The sequence below is a fragment of the Streptomyces sp. NPDC046876 genome (genome assembly GCF_040645035.1).
GTDB lineage: Bacteria > Actinomycetota > Actinomycetes > Streptomycetales > Streptomycetaceae > Streptomyces.
The window spans coordinates 1-19,339 of sequence record NZ_JBEYXK010000119.1 but is presented as its reverse complement, the minus strand read 5'-3'; the positions used below and the strand labels follow the sequence as shown (position 1 = coordinate 19,339).

The following is a 19,339-nucleotide window of genomic DNA, read 5'->3' as shown; positions in this document are numbered from 1 at the left end:
GGCCGGACACCCCATGGCGTCCGGCCCCGGCTGCGGCTGCGGTGGCAGTGCGTGTCGCTACTTCTCCGTCACGCCCGCCGAGTCGAACGTGGCGACCTCGTGCATCGCGCGGGCTGCGCTCTGGACCAGGGGCAGGGCCAGGAGTGCGCCCGTGCCCTCGCCGAGGCGGAGGTCCAGGTCGACCAGGGGGCGCAGGCCGAGCTTGTTCAGGGCGGCCACGTGGCCCGGTTCGGCGCTGCGGTGGCCCGCGATGCAGGCCGACAGGGACTCGGGGGCGATGGCGCGGGCCACCAGGGCGGCCGCGCCGGCGCTGACGCCGTCCAGGATGACCGGCGTGCGCAGGGAGGCGCCGCCGAGGATCAGGCCGACGATCGCCGCGTGCTCCAGGCCGCCGATGGCCGCCAGGACGCCGATCGGGTCCGCCGGGTCGGGCTGGTGGAGCTCCAGGGCGCGCCGTACGACGTCGACCTTGCGGGCGTGGGTCTCGTCGTTGATGCCCGTACCGCGGCCGGTGACCTCGGAGGGGTCGACGCCCGTGAAGACGGAGATCAGGGCCGCGGACACGGTGGTGTTCGCGATGCCCATCTCGCCTGTGAGGAGGGCCTTGTTGCCCGCCGCGACCAGGTCGCGGGCGGTCTCGATGCCGACCTCGATGGCGGCGATCGCGTCCTCGCGGCTCATGGCGGGGCCGGCGGACAGGTCGTCGGTGCCCGGGCGGACCTTGCGGGGCAGCAGGCCCGGGGTGGCGGGCAGGTCGCCCTTGACGCCGACGTCGACGACGCAGACCTCGGCGCCGACCTGGTTGGCGAAGGCGTTGCAGACGGCGCCGCCGCCGAGGAAGTTGGCCACCATCTGGGTGGTGACCTCCTGCGGCCACGGGGTCACGCCCTGGGCGTGCACGCCGTGGTCGCCGGCGAAGATCGCGACGGCCGCGGGCTCCGGGATCGGCGGCGGGCAGACCCGGGAGAGGCCGGCGAGCTGCGCGGAGATGATCTCCAGCATGCCGAGTGCGCCCGCGGGCTTCGTCATGCGCTTCTGCCGCTCCCACGCCTCGCCGAGCGCCTTGGCGTCGAGCGGGCGGATGCCGGCGACGGTCTCGGAGAGCAGGTCGTGCGGCGCCTCGCCGGGCAGCGCGCGGCGCCCGTACGTCTCCTCGTGCACGACCCAGGCCAGCGGGCGGCGCTGGGACCAGCCCGCCTGCATCAGCTCCGGCTCCTCCGGGAACTCGTCGACGTACCCGACGCACAGGTACGCGACGACCTCGAGGTGCTCGGGCAGGCCGAGCTCGCGGACCATCTCGCGCTCGTCGAAGAAGCTGACCCAGCCGACGCCGAGGCCTTCGGCGCGCGCGGCGAGCCACAGGTTCTCGACGGCCAGGGCCGAGGAGTACGGGGCCATCTGCGGCTGGGTGTGCCGGCCGAGGGTGTGGCGGCCGCCGCGGGTGGGGTCGGCGGTGACGACGATGTTGACCGGGGTGTCGAGGATGGCCTCGATCTTCAGTTCCTTGAACTGCTTCGCCCGGCCCTTGGGCAGCGACTTGGCGTAGGCCTCGCGCTGGCGCTGGGCGAGTTCGTGCATCGTGCGGCGGGTCTCGGCGGAGCGGATGACGACGAAGTCCCACGGCTGGGAGTGGCCCACGCTGGGCGCGTGGTGCGCGGCCTCCAGGACGCGCAGGAGCACCTCGTGCGGGATCGGGTCGGTGCGGAAGCCGTTGCGGATGTCGCGGCGCTCGCGCATGACGCGCAGCACGGCCTCGCGCTCGGCGTCGGCGTATCCGGGTGCGGCTTCGCCCGCGGAGGGTACGGGGACCTCGTCGGCGGGGGCGTCCTCGGGCGCGGCGGCCGGGAGGGCCTCGGGGGCATCGTCGGCCTGGGCGGCGTCGGCCTGGGCGGCGACGGCTTCCTGGGGGGCGGCCACCTGCTCCTCGGCGGGCGCGGCGGCCGCGGCGACGGCCTCCTGGGCGGCGTCGGCGGGCTGGACCGCCGCTTCCGCGGCCTGGGGCTCGGGCTGGGGCTGCGCCACCGGCTCGGCGGGCGCCTGCTCGGCCTGTACGGCGACCGGCCCGGCGGGCGCGGCCGGGGCCTCCACGGCCTCCGGGGCGGCGACCGGGGCCTCCACGACCTCCGCCGGGGCCGGGGCGGCGGCCTCGGGCGCGGGGGCCGCAGCGGGCTGCTGCTCGGGCTGGGCCGCCTCGGCCACAACCGGTGCCTCGGGGGCAACAGGGGCCTCGGGGGCGACAGCGCCGGGGGCTTCCGGGGCCGCGGCGGCCTCGGGCGCGGGCACGGTGACGGGGCCGGCGACGCCCTCGGCCACCGGAGCGGCCTCGGGGACCACGGCGCCCTCCGGCGCGGGCACGCCCTCGGGGGCGGGAACGGGCTGCGGCTGCGGCTCCCCCGCGGCGGCCTGTGCGGGCGCGCCCTCGGCGGCGGCCGCGGCAACGGGCTCGGCGGCAACGGCCTCGGCAGGCACCCCGGCGGCCACGGGCGCGGCAACGGCTTCGGCGGCGGGCGCGGCGACGGCCTCGGCAGCAGGCGCGGCGACGGCCTCGGCAGCAGGCGCGGCGACGGCCTCGGCCACCGGCACGGCGGCGGGCACGGCCACGCCCTCGGCGGGCGTCACGGCCACCGCGACGGCGTCAGGACCGGGGGCGGGCACGGCCACGGCAACGGCGTCGGGGCCCGGGGCGGGCACGGCGACGGCAAGGGCGTCAGGGCCGGGCGCGGGCACGCCTCCGGCCACGGCGACGGCCTCGGCGGGCACGCCGGCCCCGGGCTGGGGCTCCGGCTGCGGCACGGCCGCCGGCTCCGCGCCCCACGGCGCGCCGGCCTGCGGCGGGATCTCGCCGAGCTGCTGCGGTGCGCCCGGCACGGCGGCGGCTTCGGGCCGCGGCACGTCCAGGTATTCGGGGCCGGTAGTCGGCGGCCCGGGCTGCCGCACCGGCATCGGCGTCGGCGTCGGCGGGACGGGCCCACCGGCCATGGCCGCGGCGGGCGGTACCGGCGCGGCGGGGCCGCGGTCGGCGAGGGAGCGGACGACTCCGCCGGTGGCGTCGGGCATGGGCGGGCCCATGTGCAGCGGACGGCGGCCGATCGGCGAGGCGGGGGGCACGGCGCCGGCCGGCGGCGGGGCGAGGAGCCCGCCGAGGTCGAGGGCACCGGAGTCGCGGCCGCCGGCCTCGTGGGCGCCCGCGGCGTACGGGGCCTCGGCGGCGGCCGGGTCGGGGAAGCCGTGGGCGGCGGGAGCGGGGTAGGAGGGCTCCGCGTACGCGGCCTGCGCCTCGGGGTATTCGGCGTACGGGGCGTCGCCGTAGGAGGTCTCGACGGGGAAGACGGGTGCGGGCGGCACGACCTGGGGGTCGCTCCACGAGCCCTGCCCGTGGCCGCTCGGCATCAGCAGCAGTTCCTCGTCCTCCGCCTCGGCCGGGTTGTCCACGAGGTCCTGGAAGGCGTAGCCCCCCGGGGCGGGAGCGGTGACGGCGCCCGGCTGCGGGGCCGCAGCGGGAATGCCCTGCTGATCCACCATGCCCGCGTTGTCCGGGAGTCCCTCGCCCGGTACCTGGCCGGCGTCAGTCATGCGTACCCCTCGCCCATCGTCTTGCCTCTTCGATCGCCCGGCGCCCACATGACCAACGAGCGGGGTTGCCGTGCGACGCGTTGTCTCGCGTACGTCCTGTGCGACAACCAGTAAGCATTGTCGCGCCCGTTCGCCACCATGGCGGCCGAAACCGCCACGCTCTGCTGTGGACTGCGCCACGTCGCGCGTCTTCCTGTGCCGTCACCCCGGGGCATACCAGGGCAGTACGACGATCGGCCAGCCTACCCCGGCCCGTGGCCTAGCGGTTCACCGGGCGTTCGGCTGCCAGGAGGAACACGACGGAACGGTCCTGTTCGTCCCAGGTGTGGGGGTCGAGGCCGACGGACTGGAGCAGGGCGCATTCGACGGTGTAGCCGCCGGCGGTGAGGGCGCGGCCGATCGCCTCGGCCCCGTCGCGCGTGGAGGCGTGGCTGACGATCCGTTCGGGGCGGCGTTCGGCGACGGCGGCGACGACCTCGGCGCCCCCTCCCCCGACGCGGACCACGTCCGGCTCGGGGAGGTCCTCCAGGACGTGCGGGGCGCGCCCGGTGACGACCTGGAGCTGTACGCCGCGCCGGCGGGCGGCGGCGGTGGCGCGTTCGCAGGCGCGGGGGTCGGCGTCGACGGCGATGACGGCGGCGCCGAAGGCGGCGGCCTCGACGGCGAGGGCGCCGGTGCCGGTGCCGATGTCCCAGACGAGGTCGCCGGTGCGCGGGCCGAGACGGGCGAGCTGGGCGGCGCGCAGCGGGGCGGACTCGCCCTCGCCGGCGTCGGGGTGCGGGCGGGCCCAGCCGCGTTCGGCGGTGCGGGCGGGGTGGTGGCCGAGCAGCCAGGCGGGGTCGGCGGCGTGGGGCTGCCCCCCGTGCCCCCCGTATGCGCCGTGCGCCCCGTATGCGCCGTGCACGCCGTGCGCACCGTTCGCACCCTGCCCCCCGTACGCGCCCTGCGCGCCGGCGGCGCCGGGTGCGGCGGGTCCGGGGTGTGCTGCGGTTCCGCCGATGACGATGACGACGTTGGGGTCGCGCCAGCTGTGGTCGGCGGCCCGGTCGGAGGTGACCACGGTCACCTGCTCCCGGGCGGTGCCGAGTTCCTCGCAGATGACGAAGGTGCGGTGGACGGGCCCGAGGAGCAGGGCGAGTTCGGCGGGGCCGGCGCCGGGCGAGGTGAGGACGGCGACCTTGCCGTGGGCGCGGCAGACGTTGACGGCCCGGCGCAGGGTGCGGGGGTGGGCGACGACGACCTGGGCGTCGTCCCAGGGCATGCCGGCGCGGGCGAAGGCGGCGGCGACGGCGGACACGGCGGGGACGACTTCGACCTCGAGGCCGTGTTCGGGGGCGCGCAGGGTGCGCACGGCGCCGAAGAAGCCGGGGTCGCCGTCGGCGAAGACGACGGCGGTGCCGCGGTGGCCGGCGATGCGGCGGGCGGCGAGGCCGAGGCTGCCGAGACGGATGCGTTCGGCGGTGGGCGGGACCTCGGGGAGGGCGAGGTGGTGGGCGGCGCCGGCGACGAGGGTGGCGGCCGAGAGCGCGGAGCGGGCGGCCGCGGTCAGGGGGGAGCCGTCCCAGCCGATCACCGTGACCCGGTCGGCCATCGTCGTCAGTCTCCTGGGGTGGGGGGCGGGCGCGGGTTCTTCGGGGGGCGCGCGGGGTGGGCCCGGGCTCGGTGAGACTACCCGGTCCCCGGGCGCCGGGTCAGTTCCAGTCGGCGCCGACGCGGTGGCCGCCGGCGTCGGCCTGCCGGGCGACGGCGTATCCGTAGCCGTCGTGCATGCCGTATTCGCCGAGGTCGTCCAGGTCGTCGAGGTCCTCGGGCAGGAGGCTCCAGACGATCAGGTCGGTGCGGGTGTCGCTCCAGGTGCCGTCGGTGTTCTGGGTGCGCACTATCCATGCGTTGCGCAGGACGCCCTCGCTGATGCAGCCGATCTTCTGGGCGACCTGCTGGGAGGCGGTGTTGTCGGCGGCGGTGCGCAGTTCGAGGCGTTCGAAGCCCTGGTCGCGGAAGAGCCACTGGGCGACGGCGAGGACGGACTCGCTGGCGTAGCCCTCGCCGCGGGCCCAGGGGGCGGTGACGTAGCCGACCTCGGTGCTGCGGGTGCGCCAGTTGGTGTTCTTCAGGTGCACGATGCCGACGAGGCGCTGGGTGAGGAACTCGGCGACGGCGAAGACGATGCCGCGGCCCTCGGTGCGTTCGGCGTGGGAGTGGCGGGTGGCCCAGCCGTGGGCGTCGGCGTGGGTGTAGGGGTGCGGTACGGAGGTCCAGGCGGTGACGTGCTCGTCGTTCATCATCTCGGCGAGCGCGGTGACGTCCTCCACGTCGAAGGGGCGCAGCACCAGCCGGTCCGTGCTGATGGTGACGTCCGGGAAGGTGGTTGTCATGCGCAGCTCCATGCCTGAGAGGTGGGGCGACCGTGGTGCGGGACCGGGTGGGCGGGGGCGCCGTCGTGCGGGGCCGTCCAGCCACAGCATGCAGCATCGCCCGGCCGATGTGCATGGCCGCCCCTGCCCGGAACCGGGCAGGCCGCGACCCCGCCCGCCCGGGAGGGCGTGCGGGGCCGGGTGCCCGGGTGTCCGGGCCGGGTGCCGGGGTGGCGCCGGGGTGCGCGGGGCGCGGTGGGTCAGGACTTCGGGGCGCCGAAGGCGGGGATGACCGAGCCCTGGTACTTCTCCTCGATGAACTTCTTGACCTCGTCGGAGTTCAGCAGCTTGGCGAGCTTCTCGACGCGCGGGTCCTTCTCGTTGCCGGCCTTGACCGCGAGGAAGTTGGCGTACGGGTTGTTCTCGGCCTTCTCCAGGGCGAGGGCTTCCTTGGCCGGGTTGAGCTTGGCCTCGAGGGCGTAGTTGCCGTTGATGACGGCGGCGTCGACGTCGTTCAGGGCGCGCGGGACGGTGGCGGCCTCCAGCTCCTTGAACTCCAGGCCCTTCTTGTCGGCGATGTCGGACAGCTTGGCGCTGGTGCCGACGCCTTCCTTGAGGGTGATCAGGTTGTTCGCGGCGAGGAGCTGGAGGGCGCGGCCCTCGTTGGTGGTGTCGTTGGGGACGGCGATGGTCTGGCCGGCCTTGATGTCGGTGAGGGCCTTGACCTTCTTGGAGTAGAGGCCGAGGGGCTCCAGGTGCACGTTCACGACGGGCACGATGTGGGTGCCGTTCTTCTTGTTGAAGTCGTCGAGGTACGGCTTGTGCTGGAAGAAGTTGGCGCCGACCTGGCCCTGCTCGGTGGCGGTGTTGGGCAGGACGTAGTCGGTGAACTCCTTGACCTCCAGCTTGAGGCCTTCCTTGGCCGCGAGCTTGTCCTTGACGAAGTTCAGGATGTCGGCGTGCGGGCTCGGGGAGGCCGCGACGACCAGGGGCTTGCTCTCGTCGGCCTGGGCGCCGCCGGCCTGTCCCGTGGACGGGTCGGAGGAGCTGCCGCAGGCGGTGAGGCCGAGGGCGAGCGCGGCGGAGGCGGCGGCGAAAGCGGTGAGCTTGATGTTCTTACGCACGAAGAGTGCCTTTCATTGCGGTGCAAGTGCGCAAGGGTGCGCGGTTCTTGCGGGTGGAGGCCCAAGCACGACAAGTGCGGGCTGTGTGGGGGTGGGGTGGTCTTGTGAGGGGGCGGCCGGTGCCGGCACCGGCCGCCGGCCGCCGGCCGCCGGTCAGGCGGTGCGGCCGCGGCGGGCGAGGAGGCGTACGACGCCGTCGCCGATGAGCTGGATCACCGTGACGATGGCGATCAGGATCACGACGGTGGCGACCATGAAGCCGGTCTCGAAGCGCTGGAAGCCGTAGGTGACGGCCTTGGAGCCGAGGCCTTCGCCGCCGACGGCGCCGGCCATGGCGGAGTAGCCGACGAGGGTGATCAGGGTGGTGGTGACGCCGGCGACCAGCGAGGGCAGGGCTTGGGGCAGGAGCACCTTGCCGACGATGGTCGGGATGCCGCCGCCCATGGACTCGACGGCCTCGACCAGTCCGTGGTCCACCTCGCGGACGGCCGTCTCGACGAGGCGGGCGAAGAACGGGATGGCGCCGATGGCGAGCGGGACGATCATGGCGGTGGGGCCGATGAAGGTGCCGACGACGGCGGTGGTGACCGGGATCAGGGCGATCAGCAGGATGATGAACGGCAGCGAGCGGCCGATGTTCACGATGACGCCGAGGACCTTGTTGAGCGGCCGGTTCTGCAAGAGGCCGCCCTTGTCGGTGAGGACGAGGAGGATGCCGACGGGCAGTCCGCCGAGGACGGTCACCAGCGTGGACCACAGCACCATGTAGAGGGTGTCGTACGTGCCCTGGCCGAGCAGGGGCTGCATCTCCGACCAGGTCACTGGGCACCGTCCTTGACGAGCTGGGCGAGTTCGGCGTCGACGTCGTCGGCGACGACCTCGACCTGGAGGCCCTGCTCGCGCAGGAAGCCGACGGGGACGACGTTGTCCTCGTACCGTCCGGGCAGTTCGATGCGCATGCGGCCGATCTGGCGGCCGGCGACGGTGTCCATGGCGGCGCCGAGGATCGAGATGTCGATGTTGTACGTGCGCGACAGCTGGGAGATGACCGGCTGGGTGGCGGCCTCGCCGTGGAAGGTGACGTCGACGACGGTGCGGTCGGGGCCGGTGGCGGTTCCGCTCACGGGGAAGAGCTCCTCGGCGAGTTCTGATCCGGGGGTGGCGAGCAGTTCGGAGACGGTGCCCGACTCGACGATCCGGCCCTTCTTCATGAGGGCGGCGGAGTCGCAGATCGTCTTGACGACGTCCATCTCGTGCGTAATGAGCAGGACGGTCAGGCCGAGCTGGCGGTTGAGGTCGCGCAGCAGCTGCAGGATCGAGCGGGTGGTCTCGGGGTCCAGGGCGCTGGTGGCCTCGTCGGAGAGCAGCACCTTGGGGTCGCCGGCCAGGGCGCGGGCGATGCCGACGCGCTGCTTCTGGCCGCCGGAGAGCTGGCCGGGGTAGGCCTTGGCCTTGTCGGAGAGGCCGACGAGGTCGAGGAGTTCGAGGGCCTTGCGGGAGCGCTCGCGGCCGGGGACGCCGAGGATCTCCAGGGGGAGCTCGATGTTGGCCTGGACGGTGCGCGAGGACAGCAGGTTGAAGTGCTGGAAGACCATGCCGATGCGGCTGCGGGCCTCGCGCAGCTCCTTGCCGGCGCGGCGGCCGCGGCCGGCGAGGGCGGTGAGGTCGACGCCGTCGACGGTCACGGTGCCGGAGGTGGGGCGCTCCAGCAGGTTCACGCAGCGGATGAGGGAGGACTTGCCGGCGCCGCTCTGGCCGATGACGCCGTAGACCTCGCCCTCGCGGACGTGGAGGTCGACGCCGTCCAGGGCTGTGACGTCGCGGCCACGGGACTGGTAGACCTTCGTGAGGCCCGATGTGGTGATCACAGGAATTCCGTCGCTGTCGAGTGCACGGCGTTGCGGTGCGCCGGGCACGGGGCAAACATCTGGGGACGCGATACGGGTCGAACCGGGCGTTGTCGGCGGTTTTCACGCATGCGCGGGGCAGGAGCGGTCCGGTCCGTGCTGGTGTTTCAGCGGCGGGGCGGACGGGCTCGGCCGGTCTCGCTTCGGGGCGCGGGACGCAGGGAGAGGGGCCCTCAGAAGGCGCACATTCGACACATACAACGAGCACCGGGCGTCATCGTCGCCTCGGTCGCAAGGGTGCGGCTGCTCGTCGTGGTCATGGGCCCCAGTAAAGCAGACACATCCCTTCAGCGATCAAAACTGTCCGGATAGCGGACGGATAGCGATCGCATTCCGGACAGGACCGGTCAGTCCCGAGCCTCTGTCCCGAGGGCCGGGCAGGGGTGCTGAGCTGCACGGACGGTGCGGAAACCGCCCGCAGGAAGAGGTCCGCGCCGGGCGGCGCACCGCACCCCGGGGCGGCCCGTGCTGTGGTCAAGACCACTGCCGCCGCCCCGGAGGCCGCGCCCGCACCGGGTCCGCCCGGGGCCGCGCGGGGTCCGCCCGGGCCCAGGGGCGGGCGCACCGGGCCGAGGGGCCCGTACTACGCTCCCTGCATGCTCGACGCCCTGACGGTGGCCATCGGTGTGGCCGCACTCGCCCTCGCCGCCTGGTGCGGTTTCGCCTCGCTGCGGAACCAGCCCACGAAGGACTGGCACTTCATCGGCATGGGTGTCGTGACCCTGCTGGTCCTGGCCCAGCTCGCCATCGGCCTGGTCCACCTGGCCCAGGGCAAGCGGCCCGACGAGGGCTCGGTGATCTTCGTGGCCTACCTGGTCGGCGCCTTCGCGGCGATCCCGGCCGCCGGGCTGCTCTCGCTGACCGAGCGGACCAAGTGGGGTTCGGTGACGGTGGCCGCCGGCGCGGTCGTCCTCGCCGTCCTGGAAGTACGGCTCTACGACATCTGGGGGACCCCCGGTGCCTGACACCGACAAGACCGCCGAGCCGGCTCCCGGCTCCGCCGCACCGGCCCCGCGCGAGCGGCTGGTCTCCGGACCCGGGCTGCTGCTGGTCTGGGTGTACGGGGTGATCACCGTCGGCGCGGTGTCGCGCTCGGTCTACCAGATCTCCACCGAGTTCGACCGGGCCCCGCTGCCGTACACGCTGACCGGCCTGGCCGCGCTGGTGTACTGCTTCATCACGTACTCGCTGGTGCGCGGCGGGGAGACGGCCCGCAGGGCGGCGCGGGTGTGCTGCGCCGCCGAGCTGGCCGGCGTGCTCGTCGTGGGCACCTGGACGCTGGTGCGCCCCGAGTCCTTCCCCGACAGCACCGTGTGGTCCCAGTTCGGGATGGGCTACCTGTTCATCCCGGTGGTCCTGCCGGTCACCGGGATGCTCTGGCTGCGCCGCAACCGGCACTGACCCCGCGTCAGGGCTGACCGCGGGTCAGGCACCGGCCCCGCCTCAGGCGCTGACCGCGAAGTCGGCGGCGCCCGCCTCCTTCTCCAGGATCACCAGTTTCACGCCGTCGTCGGCCGTGCGGCCGCCGACCTGCACGTAGCCGGCCTTGCGGTACAGGCGCAGGTTGGACTCGCTCTTGTGGCCGGTGTGCAGGCGGAAGCGGGTGGGCTCGCCGTGGCCCTTCAGGGCCTTCTCCGCGGCGCTCAGCAGCCGGGCGCCGAGGCCGTGCCCCTGCAGGCGCGGGTGCACGCAGAGCTTGGCGATGCTGCCGACGCCCTCCTCGTCGACGCGGCCGCGCACGGTGCCGACCACCTCGTCGCCGAGGCGGGCCACCAGCACGGTGTCCGAGGCGAGCTCGGCCCTGAGGGAGTCGAGGGTCTGGGTGAGCGGCTCGATGCGGTAGTTGCCGTACAGCTCGGCCTCGCGCTGGAACGCCAGGTACTGGAGTTTGAGGATCTGTTCGGTGTCCTCGGCGCCCGCCGCCGAAATGGTCACGCTCATGCCCATGTGCGCATGCCTCCCGCTCACCTGGTAGCCCATTGGTCTACCGCTCCCTTCCCCGCGGGCGGGGAGCCGCAACCTCCGACGCGAGCATTCTGCGCAGACATCCCAGGCAACGGGAACGCACGGGTCCCAAACTTCCTTGTGAGATACCCAACTCCCCTGCGATTTCACGGTACGTCATGTCTCTGGGCGACAGAAGTGCCCGGATGAGCTCCGGACAGCGTCCGGGCAATCGGGCGACCGCCGATCGGAGGGCCCGGTTGTCCTCGCCGTGCAGCAGGGCCTCTTCGGGTGCGGCTCCGGCGTTCCCGGGCCGGCAGCCGTAGGGGATCTCCCGGCGGGCGCGGCGCCGGGCGACGCGGGCCTCGGCGCGCACGGCCCGGCGCAGCCAGCGGGCCGGCTCGGCGGGGGCGGGGCCGCGCTCCAGCAGCCTGACCCAGACGGCTTGTTCCAGGTCGGCGGCTTCCACACCGGCGCCCGGGGCCTCCGCTGCCGCCTCGGCGGAGAGCAGCGGGCCCAGTCGGTTCAGGAGGTCGGAGTCCTTCAGCAGGTCCATGCCGGGCGGGACGCGCGGGCTGCGCCCGGCGGTTTCCCCGCCCGCCGCAGCCCACCCGAACGGGATGTTCCGCTTTGCGACCGTCCCGCCGTTGCCCTGCGGTGCCTACCGGCCGCGGCCCGGGCGGAAGTCCTCGGCCGCGAGCAGGCCGGTGTCCGGGTTGTCCGTGAAGATGCCGTCGATGCCCTGCTCGAAGTACGTGCGGAAGGCCCCGAAGGCATCGCCGTACGCCGCCGGGTCGGTGCCCTTGCGGTACTCGGCCGGCAGGAAGCTGTTCTCGTTGCGCGCGGTGTAGGGGTGCAGCACCAGGCCCTGCGCGTGGGCGTCCTTGACCAGGGTGGTCGGGGCGCCGAGCCGGCCGGCCGCATCGCGCGGGAGGATCAGGTCCATGGTGGGGCCGATGCCCTGGGCGAAGCCGGCGATCCACTTCAGCCCGTCGGGCGTGACCAGGTCGGCGACCGTACGCCGGTCCCCCGCGGCCTCGAAGTCCCAGGGCCGGGTGTTCGCGGCCCCGAGCAGGACCACGCGCGGCGCCGCGACCAGTCGGCCCAGGCGCTGGATGCTGGACGGCTCGAAGGACTGCAGGAACACCGGGGCGGTGCGCCCGTCGCGGCCGTAGCGGCGCAGCAGCCGGGCGAGGGGCTCCTCCAGGCCGAGCCCGAGGCCCCGGAAGTAGGTGGGGTGCTTGGTCTCCACGTGCAGCCAGATGCGCCTGCCGCGGCGCTTGCCCTCCTGCTCGGCCCAGCGCAGCACCTCCTCGAAGGTGGGCACGTCCCAGCGGCCGTCGTACAGGGTGCCGCGCTGGCGGACGGCGGGGATACGTTCCTTCGCCCTCAGGGTCTTCAGCTCGGCGAGGGTGAAGTCCTCGGTGAACCAACCGGTGACCGCGACCCCGTCGACGGTCTTGGTCGTACGCCGGGAGGCGAACTCGCGGCGGTCGGCGACGTCGGTGGTGCCGCCGATCTCGTTCTCGTGACGGCACACCAGATGGCCGTCCCGCGTCGGGACCAGGTCCTGCTCGACGACGTCGGCACCGAGGTCGAGGGCGAGGGCGTACGAGCCCAGGGTGTGCTCGGGCCGGTACCCGCAGGCGCCCCGGTGGCCGATGACCAGCGGCACCGGGAGGTCCTTGTAGCCGCCGTCGTGCCGCGCCCGCTCCGATTCCGACGGCTGCCCCGCCTTCCCGGCCTCCACCGGCTCCGCCGCGGCCGCGGGTCCCGCGGAGAGTCCCGCCGCGCCGGCGCCCGCCGCCAGGACGGCGGCCCCCAGGACCGTACGCCGTGCTGCCCCACCCTGCGTCATCTGTGCCACTCCTTGGTGTAGAGGAGAGCCGATCGTAGGCAGGGCGTGGTGGCGGACAGGGGGGAACGGGTCAAACATGGCGCAAACGCGCGTCAACACTGCGTTTCCACCTGGTGAACCCGATGTGCGATCAGAGCAGACCCGCGAGTATCGTCCTCACCTGCACGACCGCCGCGTCGTGCGTTGCCGCTTTTGGATGCCGGAGGGCTCACGTTGTTCCGTACCGCGCTCATCAAGGCCACTGTCGGACCGGTCATGCGCATGATGTTCCGCACCCGGGTGGAGGGCATCGAGAACATCCCGGGATCCGGTCCGGTGATCCTGGCGGGCAACCACCTCACCTTCATCGACTCGATGATCCTGCCGCTGGTGTGCGACCGCACGGTCCACTTCATCGGCAAGGACGAGTACGTGACGGGCAAGGGCATCAAGGGCCGCGCCATGGCCTGGTTCTTCACCGGCGCCGGCATGATCCCGGTCGACCGGGACGGCGCCAACGGCGGCGTCGCGGCCCTGATGACCGGCCGCCGGATCCTGGAGGAGGGCAAGATCTTCGGGATCTACCCGGAGGGCACCCGCTCCCCCGACGGCCGGCTCTACCGCGGCCGCACCGGCATCGCCCGCCTCACCCTGATGACCGGGGCCCCGGTCGTCCCGTTCGCGGTGATCGGCACCGACAAGCTCCAGCCCGGCGGCAAGGGCATGCCCCGCCCGGGCCGGGTCACCATCCGCTTCGGCGAGGCGATGGAGTTCTCCCGCTACGACGGCATGGACCGCGACCGGTACGTGCTGCGCGCGGTCACCGACTCGGTGATGGCCGAGGTCATGCGGCTGTCGGGCCAGGAGTACGTGGACATGTACGCCACCAAGGCGAAGGCCGCCTGACCCGCGCGCCCCACGCGCGCGTACTGCCCGTAGTCCCGTACTCCCCTACTGGCGGTTCAGTGACCGGCTGACGCCCGCCGCGGTCGTCGTGGCGAGGATCCAGCCGGTCACGATCAACAGGTACGACAGCCACTGGTACCAGCCGGCCGGCGCGAAGGCCTCCTCCTGCCCGAAGCCGATGATCGGCAGCAGCAGGTCGATCGTGTAGAAGAGCGGGTTGAAGTCGGGGGCCTCCCCCGGCTTCAGCGGCCGCGGATGGTGCAGCCCGTACGCGACCCACCCGGTCAGCACCAGCAGCAGGAGCCATCCCGCCGCGCGCAGCGGCCGGAAGCCGTAGCCGACGGTGCCGTCCTGGAGCAGCCCCCACAGCCGGGTGTGCGGGGGCAGGGTGCGGCGGTGCCGGCGGAGCTTGGCGAGCTGGGCCGTACGGGCGCCCGCCTCGTCGCCGACCGTGCGGTAGGCCGCGGCGAGCTGCTCGTAGCCGTACGGGAGGTAGCCGTTCTCCTCGCGTTCCAGCAGCGGCAGCCGCTCCTCGGCGGGCAGGTGCGGGTGCAGCACCCGGTACGTGAGCCCCTCGGTGCGGACCACGGGCGGCCAGACGCCGGGTTCGGCGTACAGCATGTCCAGCTGGCTGCGGCGTAGGTTGACGATGCCGTCGACGGTCGGGCACTGGCGGAGCCACAGCTCGCCGATCTGACAGCTGGAGGCGCGCAGGGAGACTCCGCCGGGGTTGGCCAGCCGGGCGCGGCCGAGATACAGCTGGCCGGGGATCCGGGCGCCGGTGAGGTTGACCATCCCGTCGGCCTGGAGCCGGTGGCCGCGCAGGTCGGTGCCGACGGACAGGGTCTCGGCGTGCAGGGCTGTCGCGCCGGGGGCGTGCAGGCGGGCCTGGTCGAGGTTGATCTGGCCGCCGACCGTGGTGCCGTTCATCCGGATCTGGCCGTGGACGGTGAGCTCCATGGCGATGATGTCGGTTCCGATGTCGGCGTGGTTGATCTGGAGCGGCGGCTCCTGGGTCCCCTCCGGGGACTCCTCGCCGCTGCCCGGGGTGCCGATGACCGCCCGGCGCAGGAAGAGGCCCCCGGTTATCCGGGCCCCGGCGAGCCGGACGGGCCCGGTGATCCGGCAGCAGGACAGCCGCAGGTCGATGTCGACGGTGACGGTGGAGGCGGTGAGTCCGGGCAGCGTCGAGTCGTTGAGGACCAGGGCGCGCAGCCGGGCCCCGAACAGCTGGGGTTTGCGCTCGAAGCGGCAGCCGCGCAGCCGTATCGGGTGGTCGACGACGGCGTACTTGAGGTTGAGCTTCCCGGTGATCAGGGCGCCCCTGACGTTGAGCTCGGCGACCTGTCCGGCCGCGGTGGGGCCGTTCAGCAGGAGGGCGGCGAGCACCTCGGCGCGTACGGTCCGCTCGGGACCCCAGGCGTCCCCGGCGGAGGCGTCCTCGTCGGGGCTCTCGCGGAAGTCGACGCCCTCGCCGCGCGGGAAGGCCTCCCACACGCGGCGTTCGGCGGGGGTCAGGTCGGTGATCTCCATCGCCGGGATGGTGTCCCGTGCCCCGACGGACTGTCAATTCCGCGCGGAACGCCATCCCTTGGCGGACGTCAGTGCTCGACGCCGTCCTGGAGCTTCTGCCCCTTGAGGAGGAACCAGGCGGCGGCGGCCGTGGCCAGCAGGACGGCCGCGCTGACGCCGGAGGCGAGGCGCAGTCCGTCCACGAAGGCCTCCTGGGCGGCGCCGACCATGGTGTGGGCGGTCTGCGGGTCCAGGGTCCTGGCGGCCTCGACGGCGCCGCCGAGGGAGTCGTGCGCGGCCTCGGCGACCGGTCCGGGGACCGTGGCGGGGGCGGTGAAGCCCTGGTAGACGCCGGTGACGATGGAGCCGAGGAGGGCGATGCCGAGGGCGGCGCCCAGCTCGTACGCCGTCTCGGAGACGGCCGAGGCGGCGCCGGCCTGCTCCTTGGGCACACTGGAGAGGATCACGTCGGCGGTGACGGTGAAGGAGAAGCCCGCGCCGAGGCCGACGATCAGCAGGGACGCCCCGAGCAGCGGGTAGCCGCTGTCCTGGTGGACCAGGGTGAGCGCGCCGAGCGCCAGGCCGATGGCGCCGAGGCCTCCGGCCACGACCGTGCGGACGGCGAACCGGCGGGCCACGTGGCCGGCGACGAGGCCGGTGACCACCGCGCCGACGGCGGCGGGCAGTTCGGCGAGGCCGGCCTCCAGCGGCTCGCGGCCCTGGACGAGCTGGAGGAACTGCGAGAGGAAGAACAGCAGTCCGGACAGCCCGAAGACGGTCAGCAGGTCGGCGACGACGGCCCCGGAGAACCCGCGGTCCTTGAACAGCCGCATGTCGAGCAGCGGTGCGGGCAGCGTGAACTGGCGGCGTACGAAGGCGTACAGGGCGGCCGCGCCGACGGCGGTGGCGAGCGCCACCTGCGGGGTCGGGCCGTGGGTGGCGGCTTCCTTGACGGCGTAGACGACGCCGATGACGCCGACGAGGGAGAGTCCGACGCTGAGCAGGTCCCAGGGCCCGGCGACCGGGTTCTTGGACTCGGGCAGCAGCTTGACGCCGACGACGACCAGGACGATCATCACGGGGAGGTTGATCAGGAAGACCGAGCCCCAGTAGAAGTGCTGGAGCAGCGCACCGCCCACGACGGGGCCGACGGCCGCACCGGCTGAGGCGGTGGCGCCCCAGATGCCGATGGCGAGGCTGCGCTCGCGCGGGTCGGAGAAGATGTTCCGGATCAGCGCCAGGGTGGACGGCATCAGGGTCGCGCCGGCCACGCCGAGCAGGGCGCGGGCCACGATCATCATCTCGGGGCTGGTGGCGTAGGCCGTGAGGACGGAGACCGCGCCGAAGGCGGTCGCGCCCGTCAGGAGCAGCTTCTTGCGCCCCATTCGGTCGCCGAGGGAGCCCATGGAGACGAGCAGGCCGGCGATGACGAACGAGTAGATGTCGCCGATCCACAGCAGCTGCGTGCCGGACGGCTTGAGTTCCTCGGAGAGGGACGGGGTGGCGAGGCCGAGGACGGTGGCGTCGACGGCGACGAGGAGGACGGCGAGCACCAGCACGGCGAGCGCGAGCCAGCGCCCGCGGCTGCCGCCGCCACCGGTGACCTCCGCCCCCGTACGGGGCTTCAGCTGCTCGGTCGTGGTCATGTCCTATCACTCCGTCTGGCGCCACCGAGCAACAGCTCGATGATCATGTATTGGAAGTCCTTGGCGGCGACCCGGCCGTCCGTGACGGCCCAGGCGCAGGTGCCGATGAGGCCGTAGAGGGCCTCGGTGAGCCATGCCGGGCTCAGGTCGATCCGGATGTCGCCCTCGGCCTGGCCGCGCCGGAAGAGCGCGCTGACGCGGGCGTCGAGCCGGGCCCAGCCCTCGTTGACCTGGTCGCCCTCGAAGAGCTGGTTCTCGGTGACGAGGAAGGCCAGCAGCTGGGCGTTGGCCTCGCTCTCCGCGACGAGCCGGCGCAGTGCGTCGACCGCGGTGCCCTCGTCGAGGCGGGCGCGGTCGAAGGCTCCTTCGAACTCGCGGATGCCCAGTTCCTCCAGGGCCCGTACGAGGGCGTCGCGCCCGGCGAAGTGCCGGTGGAGGGTCGCGCGCCCGATGCCTGCGGCGCGGGCGACCTCGTCCATCGTGGCGGTCGACTTGCGGGAGAGCAGGGCCGCGGCGTCGCGGAGCACCTGGTCACGATCCATGGCCATGAGACAACGATACACCAAATGAGACGTCCGTGTCTCATTTTATTCGGGTGCCCGCAGGCACCCCCGAGAGGAACGCTGTGTACATGACGCCGAAGCCGCTGCTCCTGATCGACGTGGACGGCCCGCTGAACCCCTACGCGGCCCGGCCCCAGCGCCGCCCCGAGGGCTACACCACCCACCGCATGCGCCCCACCGGCTGGACCGAGGCCGAGAGCCGCAAGCCGCTGCGCGTGTGGCTCAACCCCGCCCACGGGGCGGAGCTGCTCGCGCTGGCGGAGACGTACGAGCTGGTGTGGGCGACGACCTGGAAGGACGAGGCGAACGACTGGATCGCCCCGCACCTGGGCCTGCCGCGGCTGCCGTACATCGACTGGCCGCAGATGCACGGGCGCGCCCCGCGCGGCACGTTCTGGAAGACGCAGTACGTCCTGGAGTATGCGGGCGAGCGGGAGTTCGCGTGGATCGACGACGACATCACGGCCATGGACCGCGAGTACGTCGACCAACGCCACCCGGTGCGGGCGCTGTTGCTGCGCATCGACGAGCAAGTCGGACTCACTGGCGGTGATTTCGCGACTCTGGCGGCCTGGGCGGCGTGAAATGCCGTGAGCAGCGGCGGTTTTGATCATGCTCGTGCGGCCGCCATAGCATGCGCATGCCACTACCACCCCCCTCGCGACCTTCCGTCCGACGAAAGCGACCCATGCGCATCCAGCGGATCCTCGCCATCACCGCCGCCCTCACCTGCCTCGCCGTCCTGCCCGCATGCAAGGGAGGCGGCGGCCAGGCGGCACCACCGGGCACACCCGCCTCCTCCGCCTCCCTCGCGGCCGACGGCGCCGCCGGCGACGGCCCGCTCGTCAAGGCGCAGCAGTACATGCGCGAATGGGCCGGCTGCGAGAACCTGAGCTCGAAGGCCGACGACCCGAGGATCCCGAGCGGCGACTTCCCGAAGGTCGGGCAGTGGTCGGTGACGGAGATCGGCGTCTGCAGCACCACGGCCGACAAGAGCGACATCGTCATCGCCGTCCCCAAGGACATGAAGGAGTTCCAGGCGGGCTACAAGCAGTACGTCATGGACAAGATCGCCGGCGGCGACGGGGCGTACGGGCTCTTCAGCAACGTGATCATCGGCAAGGGCTTCGTGGCCTTCCCCACCCTGCCGAAGACCTCCATGGCCCTCGTGCGCTCCGAGATGCGCGTCCTGACCTGCAACCCGACCGCCCCCGTGCCCAAGGGCTACAAGCGGGAGCAGGCGCTGGTCGAGTACTGCAACCTCAGCGACTTCGTCCCCGCCAAGGACGGCACGGGCAGCCCGAACCTCGAGACCCCGCAGGAGGGCCCGAACGGCCGGCCCGGTCAGCCCACCACGGGCAGCCTCGGGCTGCCGCGGGCGGGCAGCATCGCCGAGCTCCGTACGCTCGTGAGCAACAGCCCCCTGGCCTGCAAGGACCACTTCTCCACCGATCCGGAGGCGGTGGCGATCGAGTCCATCGACTTCCAGCCGGTGGTCAAGGGCAACGCGGCGGACTGGGGCGTGACCGGCCGGGCCCTGTGCGGGCAGCCGGCCGACGGGCAGCGCGCCCGCAATCTGAGCTGGCTCGACACCGTCGGCGACATGAAGAAGCTGCAGACGAAGGCGAAGGCCGCCCAGCTGGCCGACCTGAAGGACGACGGCAAGCTGAGGGCCACCGGCAGCGTGCTGCTCGTCGGCGAGAACGTCGCCGTGGAGACCAACGACGCCTCGGCCCGGTTCGTGCTGTACCAGCACCCCAGGTTCCTGTACCTGAACTGCGTGCCCGGCTTCTCCGCCCCGACCGGGTACCGGCTGGAGAAGGCCCAGGTCGAGGGCTGCGTCCTGACCAACTACGAGCCGGAGCACCCGGTGGGCTGAGCACCTGGTGCGTACGAGCGCGCGGAAGCGGGGGCGAACGCGGGTGCGGATACGACGGAGGGGCGGCGGGGGGCCCTGGGGGGCGGCGGCCCCC

Annotated in this window: 17 protein-coding genes; 5 read left to right on the top strand and 12 right to left on the bottom strand. The window is 73.3% G+C overall.

Translation table 11 applies throughout. The features are described from left to right. Positions 1-57 precede the first annotated feature (57 nt). From cobT to ABZ924_RS34145, 6 genes are all read right to left on the bottom strand, one after another. Positions 58-3,573, bottom strand: a complete 3,516-nt coding sequence (gene cobT / locus ABZ924_RS34170) for a nicotinate-nucleotide--dimethylbenzimidazole phosphoribosyltransferase (protein WP_361918786.1) — start codon at positions 3,571-3,573, stop codon at positions 58-60. Between the two features lie 259 nt (positions 3,574-3,832). Further along, positions 3,833-5,164 carry a precorrin-6y C5,15-methyltransferase (decarboxylating) subunit CbiE gene (gene cbiE / locus ABZ924_RS34165; protein ID WP_361918783.1) on the bottom strand — a complete coding sequence of 444 codons (1,332 nt, stop codon included), beginning with the start codon at positions 5,162-5,164 and terminating at the stop codon, positions 3,833-3,835. Between the two features lie 100 nt (positions 5,165-5,264). Beyond that, the gene (locus ABZ924_RS34160; RefSeq protein WP_361918781.1) at positions 5,265-5,948 is read right to left on the bottom strand and encodes a GNAT family N-acetyltransferase; all 684 of its coding nucleotides are present in this window, start codon (positions 5,946-5,948) and stop codon (positions 5,265-5,267) included. 239 nt (positions 5,949-6,187) lie between these two features. Beyond that, positions 6,188-7,051 (bottom strand): MetQ/NlpA family ABC transporter substrate-binding protein, encoded by an 864-nt coding sequence (locus ABZ924_RS34155; RefSeq protein WP_361918778.1) that lies wholly within the window; start codon positions 7,049-7,051, stop codon positions 6,188-6,190. Positions 7,052-7,204: 153 nt separating this feature from the next. After that, the gene (locus ABZ924_RS34150; RefSeq protein WP_361918775.1) at positions 7,205-7,873 is read right to left on the bottom strand and encodes a methionine ABC transporter permease; all 669 of its coding nucleotides are present in this window, start codon (positions 7,871-7,873) and stop codon (positions 7,205-7,207) included. Continuing rightward, positions 7,870-8,919 carry an ATP-binding cassette domain-containing protein gene (locus tag ABZ924_RS34145; protein WP_361918772.1) on the bottom strand — a complete coding sequence of 350 codons (1,050 nt, stop codon included), beginning with the start codon at positions 8,917-8,919 and terminating at the stop codon, positions 7,870-7,872. The genes ABZ924_RS34150 and ABZ924_RS34145 overlap by 4 nt, the downstream gene beginning before the upstream one ends. A 635-nt stretch (positions 8,920-9,554) precedes the next feature. Here ABZ924_RS34145 and ABZ924_RS34140 point away from each other — a divergent pair. Both ABZ924_RS34140 and ABZ924_RS34135 read left to right on the top strand, forming a co-directional pair. Then, the gene (locus tag ABZ924_RS34140) at positions 9,555-9,923 is read left to right on the top strand and encodes a hypothetical protein (RefSeq protein WP_361918769.1); all 369 of its coding nucleotides are present in this window, start codon (positions 9,555-9,557) and stop codon (positions 9,921-9,923) included. Beyond that, entirely contained in the window at positions 9,916-10,359 is a 444-nt protein-coding gene (locus tag ABZ924_RS34135; RefSeq protein WP_361918766.1) for a hypothetical protein, read from the top strand. The genes ABZ924_RS34140 and ABZ924_RS34135 overlap by 8 nt, the downstream gene beginning before the upstream one ends. 42 nt (positions 10,360-10,401) lie before the next feature. Here ABZ924_RS34135 and ABZ924_RS34130 read toward each other — a convergent pair whose 3' ends face one another. From ABZ924_RS34130 to ABZ924_RS34120, 3 genes are all read right to left on the bottom strand, one after another. Next, on the bottom strand, positions 10,402-10,905 hold the full coding sequence (locus tag ABZ924_RS34130; RefSeq protein ID WP_361918789.1) for a GNAT family N-acetyltransferase: 504 nt from the start codon (positions 10,903-10,905) through the stop codon (positions 10,402-10,404). A 37-nt stretch (positions 10,906-10,942) separates the two neighbouring features. After that, a complete protein-coding gene (locus ABZ924_RS34125; protein WP_361918763.1) occupies positions 10,943-11,458 on the bottom strand; it encodes a sigma-70 family RNA polymerase sigma factor in 516 nt (171 codons plus the stop codon). A gap of 105 nt (positions 11,459-11,563) precedes the next feature. Continuing rightward, the gene (locus ABZ924_RS34120) at positions 11,564-12,760 is read right to left on the bottom strand and encodes a glycerophosphodiester phosphodiesterase (protein WP_361918760.1); all 1,197 of its coding nucleotides are present in this window, start codon (positions 12,758-12,760) and stop codon (positions 11,564-11,566) included. A gap of 255 nt (positions 12,761-13,015) precedes the next feature. On the opposite strand from ABZ924_RS34120, the gene ABZ924_RS34115 reads away from it, so the two are divergent. Next, positions 13,016-13,645 carry a lysophospholipid acyltransferase family protein gene (locus ABZ924_RS34115; protein ID WP_361918757.1) on the top strand — a complete coding sequence of 210 codons (630 nt, stop codon included), beginning with the start codon at positions 13,016-13,018 and terminating at the stop codon, positions 13,643-13,645. Between the two features lie 45 nt (positions 13,646-13,690). Here the strand turns inward: ABZ924_RS34115 and ABZ924_RS34110 are convergent, their stop codons facing one another. The 3 genes from ABZ924_RS34110 to ABZ924_RS34100 form a co-directional block, all read right to left on the bottom strand. Beyond that, on the bottom strand, positions 13,691-15,178 hold the full coding sequence (locus ABZ924_RS34110; RefSeq protein ID WP_361918754.1) for a membrane-associated oxidoreductase: 1,488 nt from the start codon (positions 15,176-15,178) through the stop codon (positions 13,691-13,693). 68 nt (positions 15,179-15,246) lie between these two features. After that, complete coding sequence (locus ABZ924_RS34105; protein WP_361918751.1) at positions 15,247-16,803, bottom strand: MFS transporter; 1,557 nt, start codon at positions 16,801-16,803, stop codon at positions 15,247-15,249. Beyond that, positions 16,800-17,351 carry a helix-turn-helix domain-containing protein gene (locus ABZ924_RS34100; protein ID WP_361918748.1) on the bottom strand — a complete coding sequence of 184 codons (552 nt, stop codon included), beginning with the start codon at positions 17,349-17,351 and terminating at the stop codon, positions 16,800-16,802. Before ABZ924_RS34100 ends, ABZ924_RS34105 begins: the two co-directional genes overlap by 4 nt. Before the next feature lie 83 nt (positions 17,352-17,434). Between ABZ924_RS34100 and ABZ924_RS34095 the strand changes: the two genes are divergently transcribed. Together ABZ924_RS34095 and ABZ924_RS34090 are read left to right on the top strand one after the other, a co-directional pair. Further along, complete coding sequence (locus tag ABZ924_RS34095) at positions 17,435-17,950, top strand: HAD domain-containing protein (RefSeq protein ID WP_361918745.1); 516 nt, start codon at positions 17,435-17,437, stop codon at positions 17,948-17,950. 104 nt (positions 17,951-18,054) lie between these two features. Beyond that, on the top strand, positions 18,055-19,245 hold the full coding sequence (locus tag ABZ924_RS34090) for a hypothetical protein (protein ID WP_361918742.1): 1,191 nt from the start codon (positions 18,055-18,057) through the stop codon (positions 19,243-19,245). Positions 19,246-19,339 lie beyond the last annotated feature (94 nt).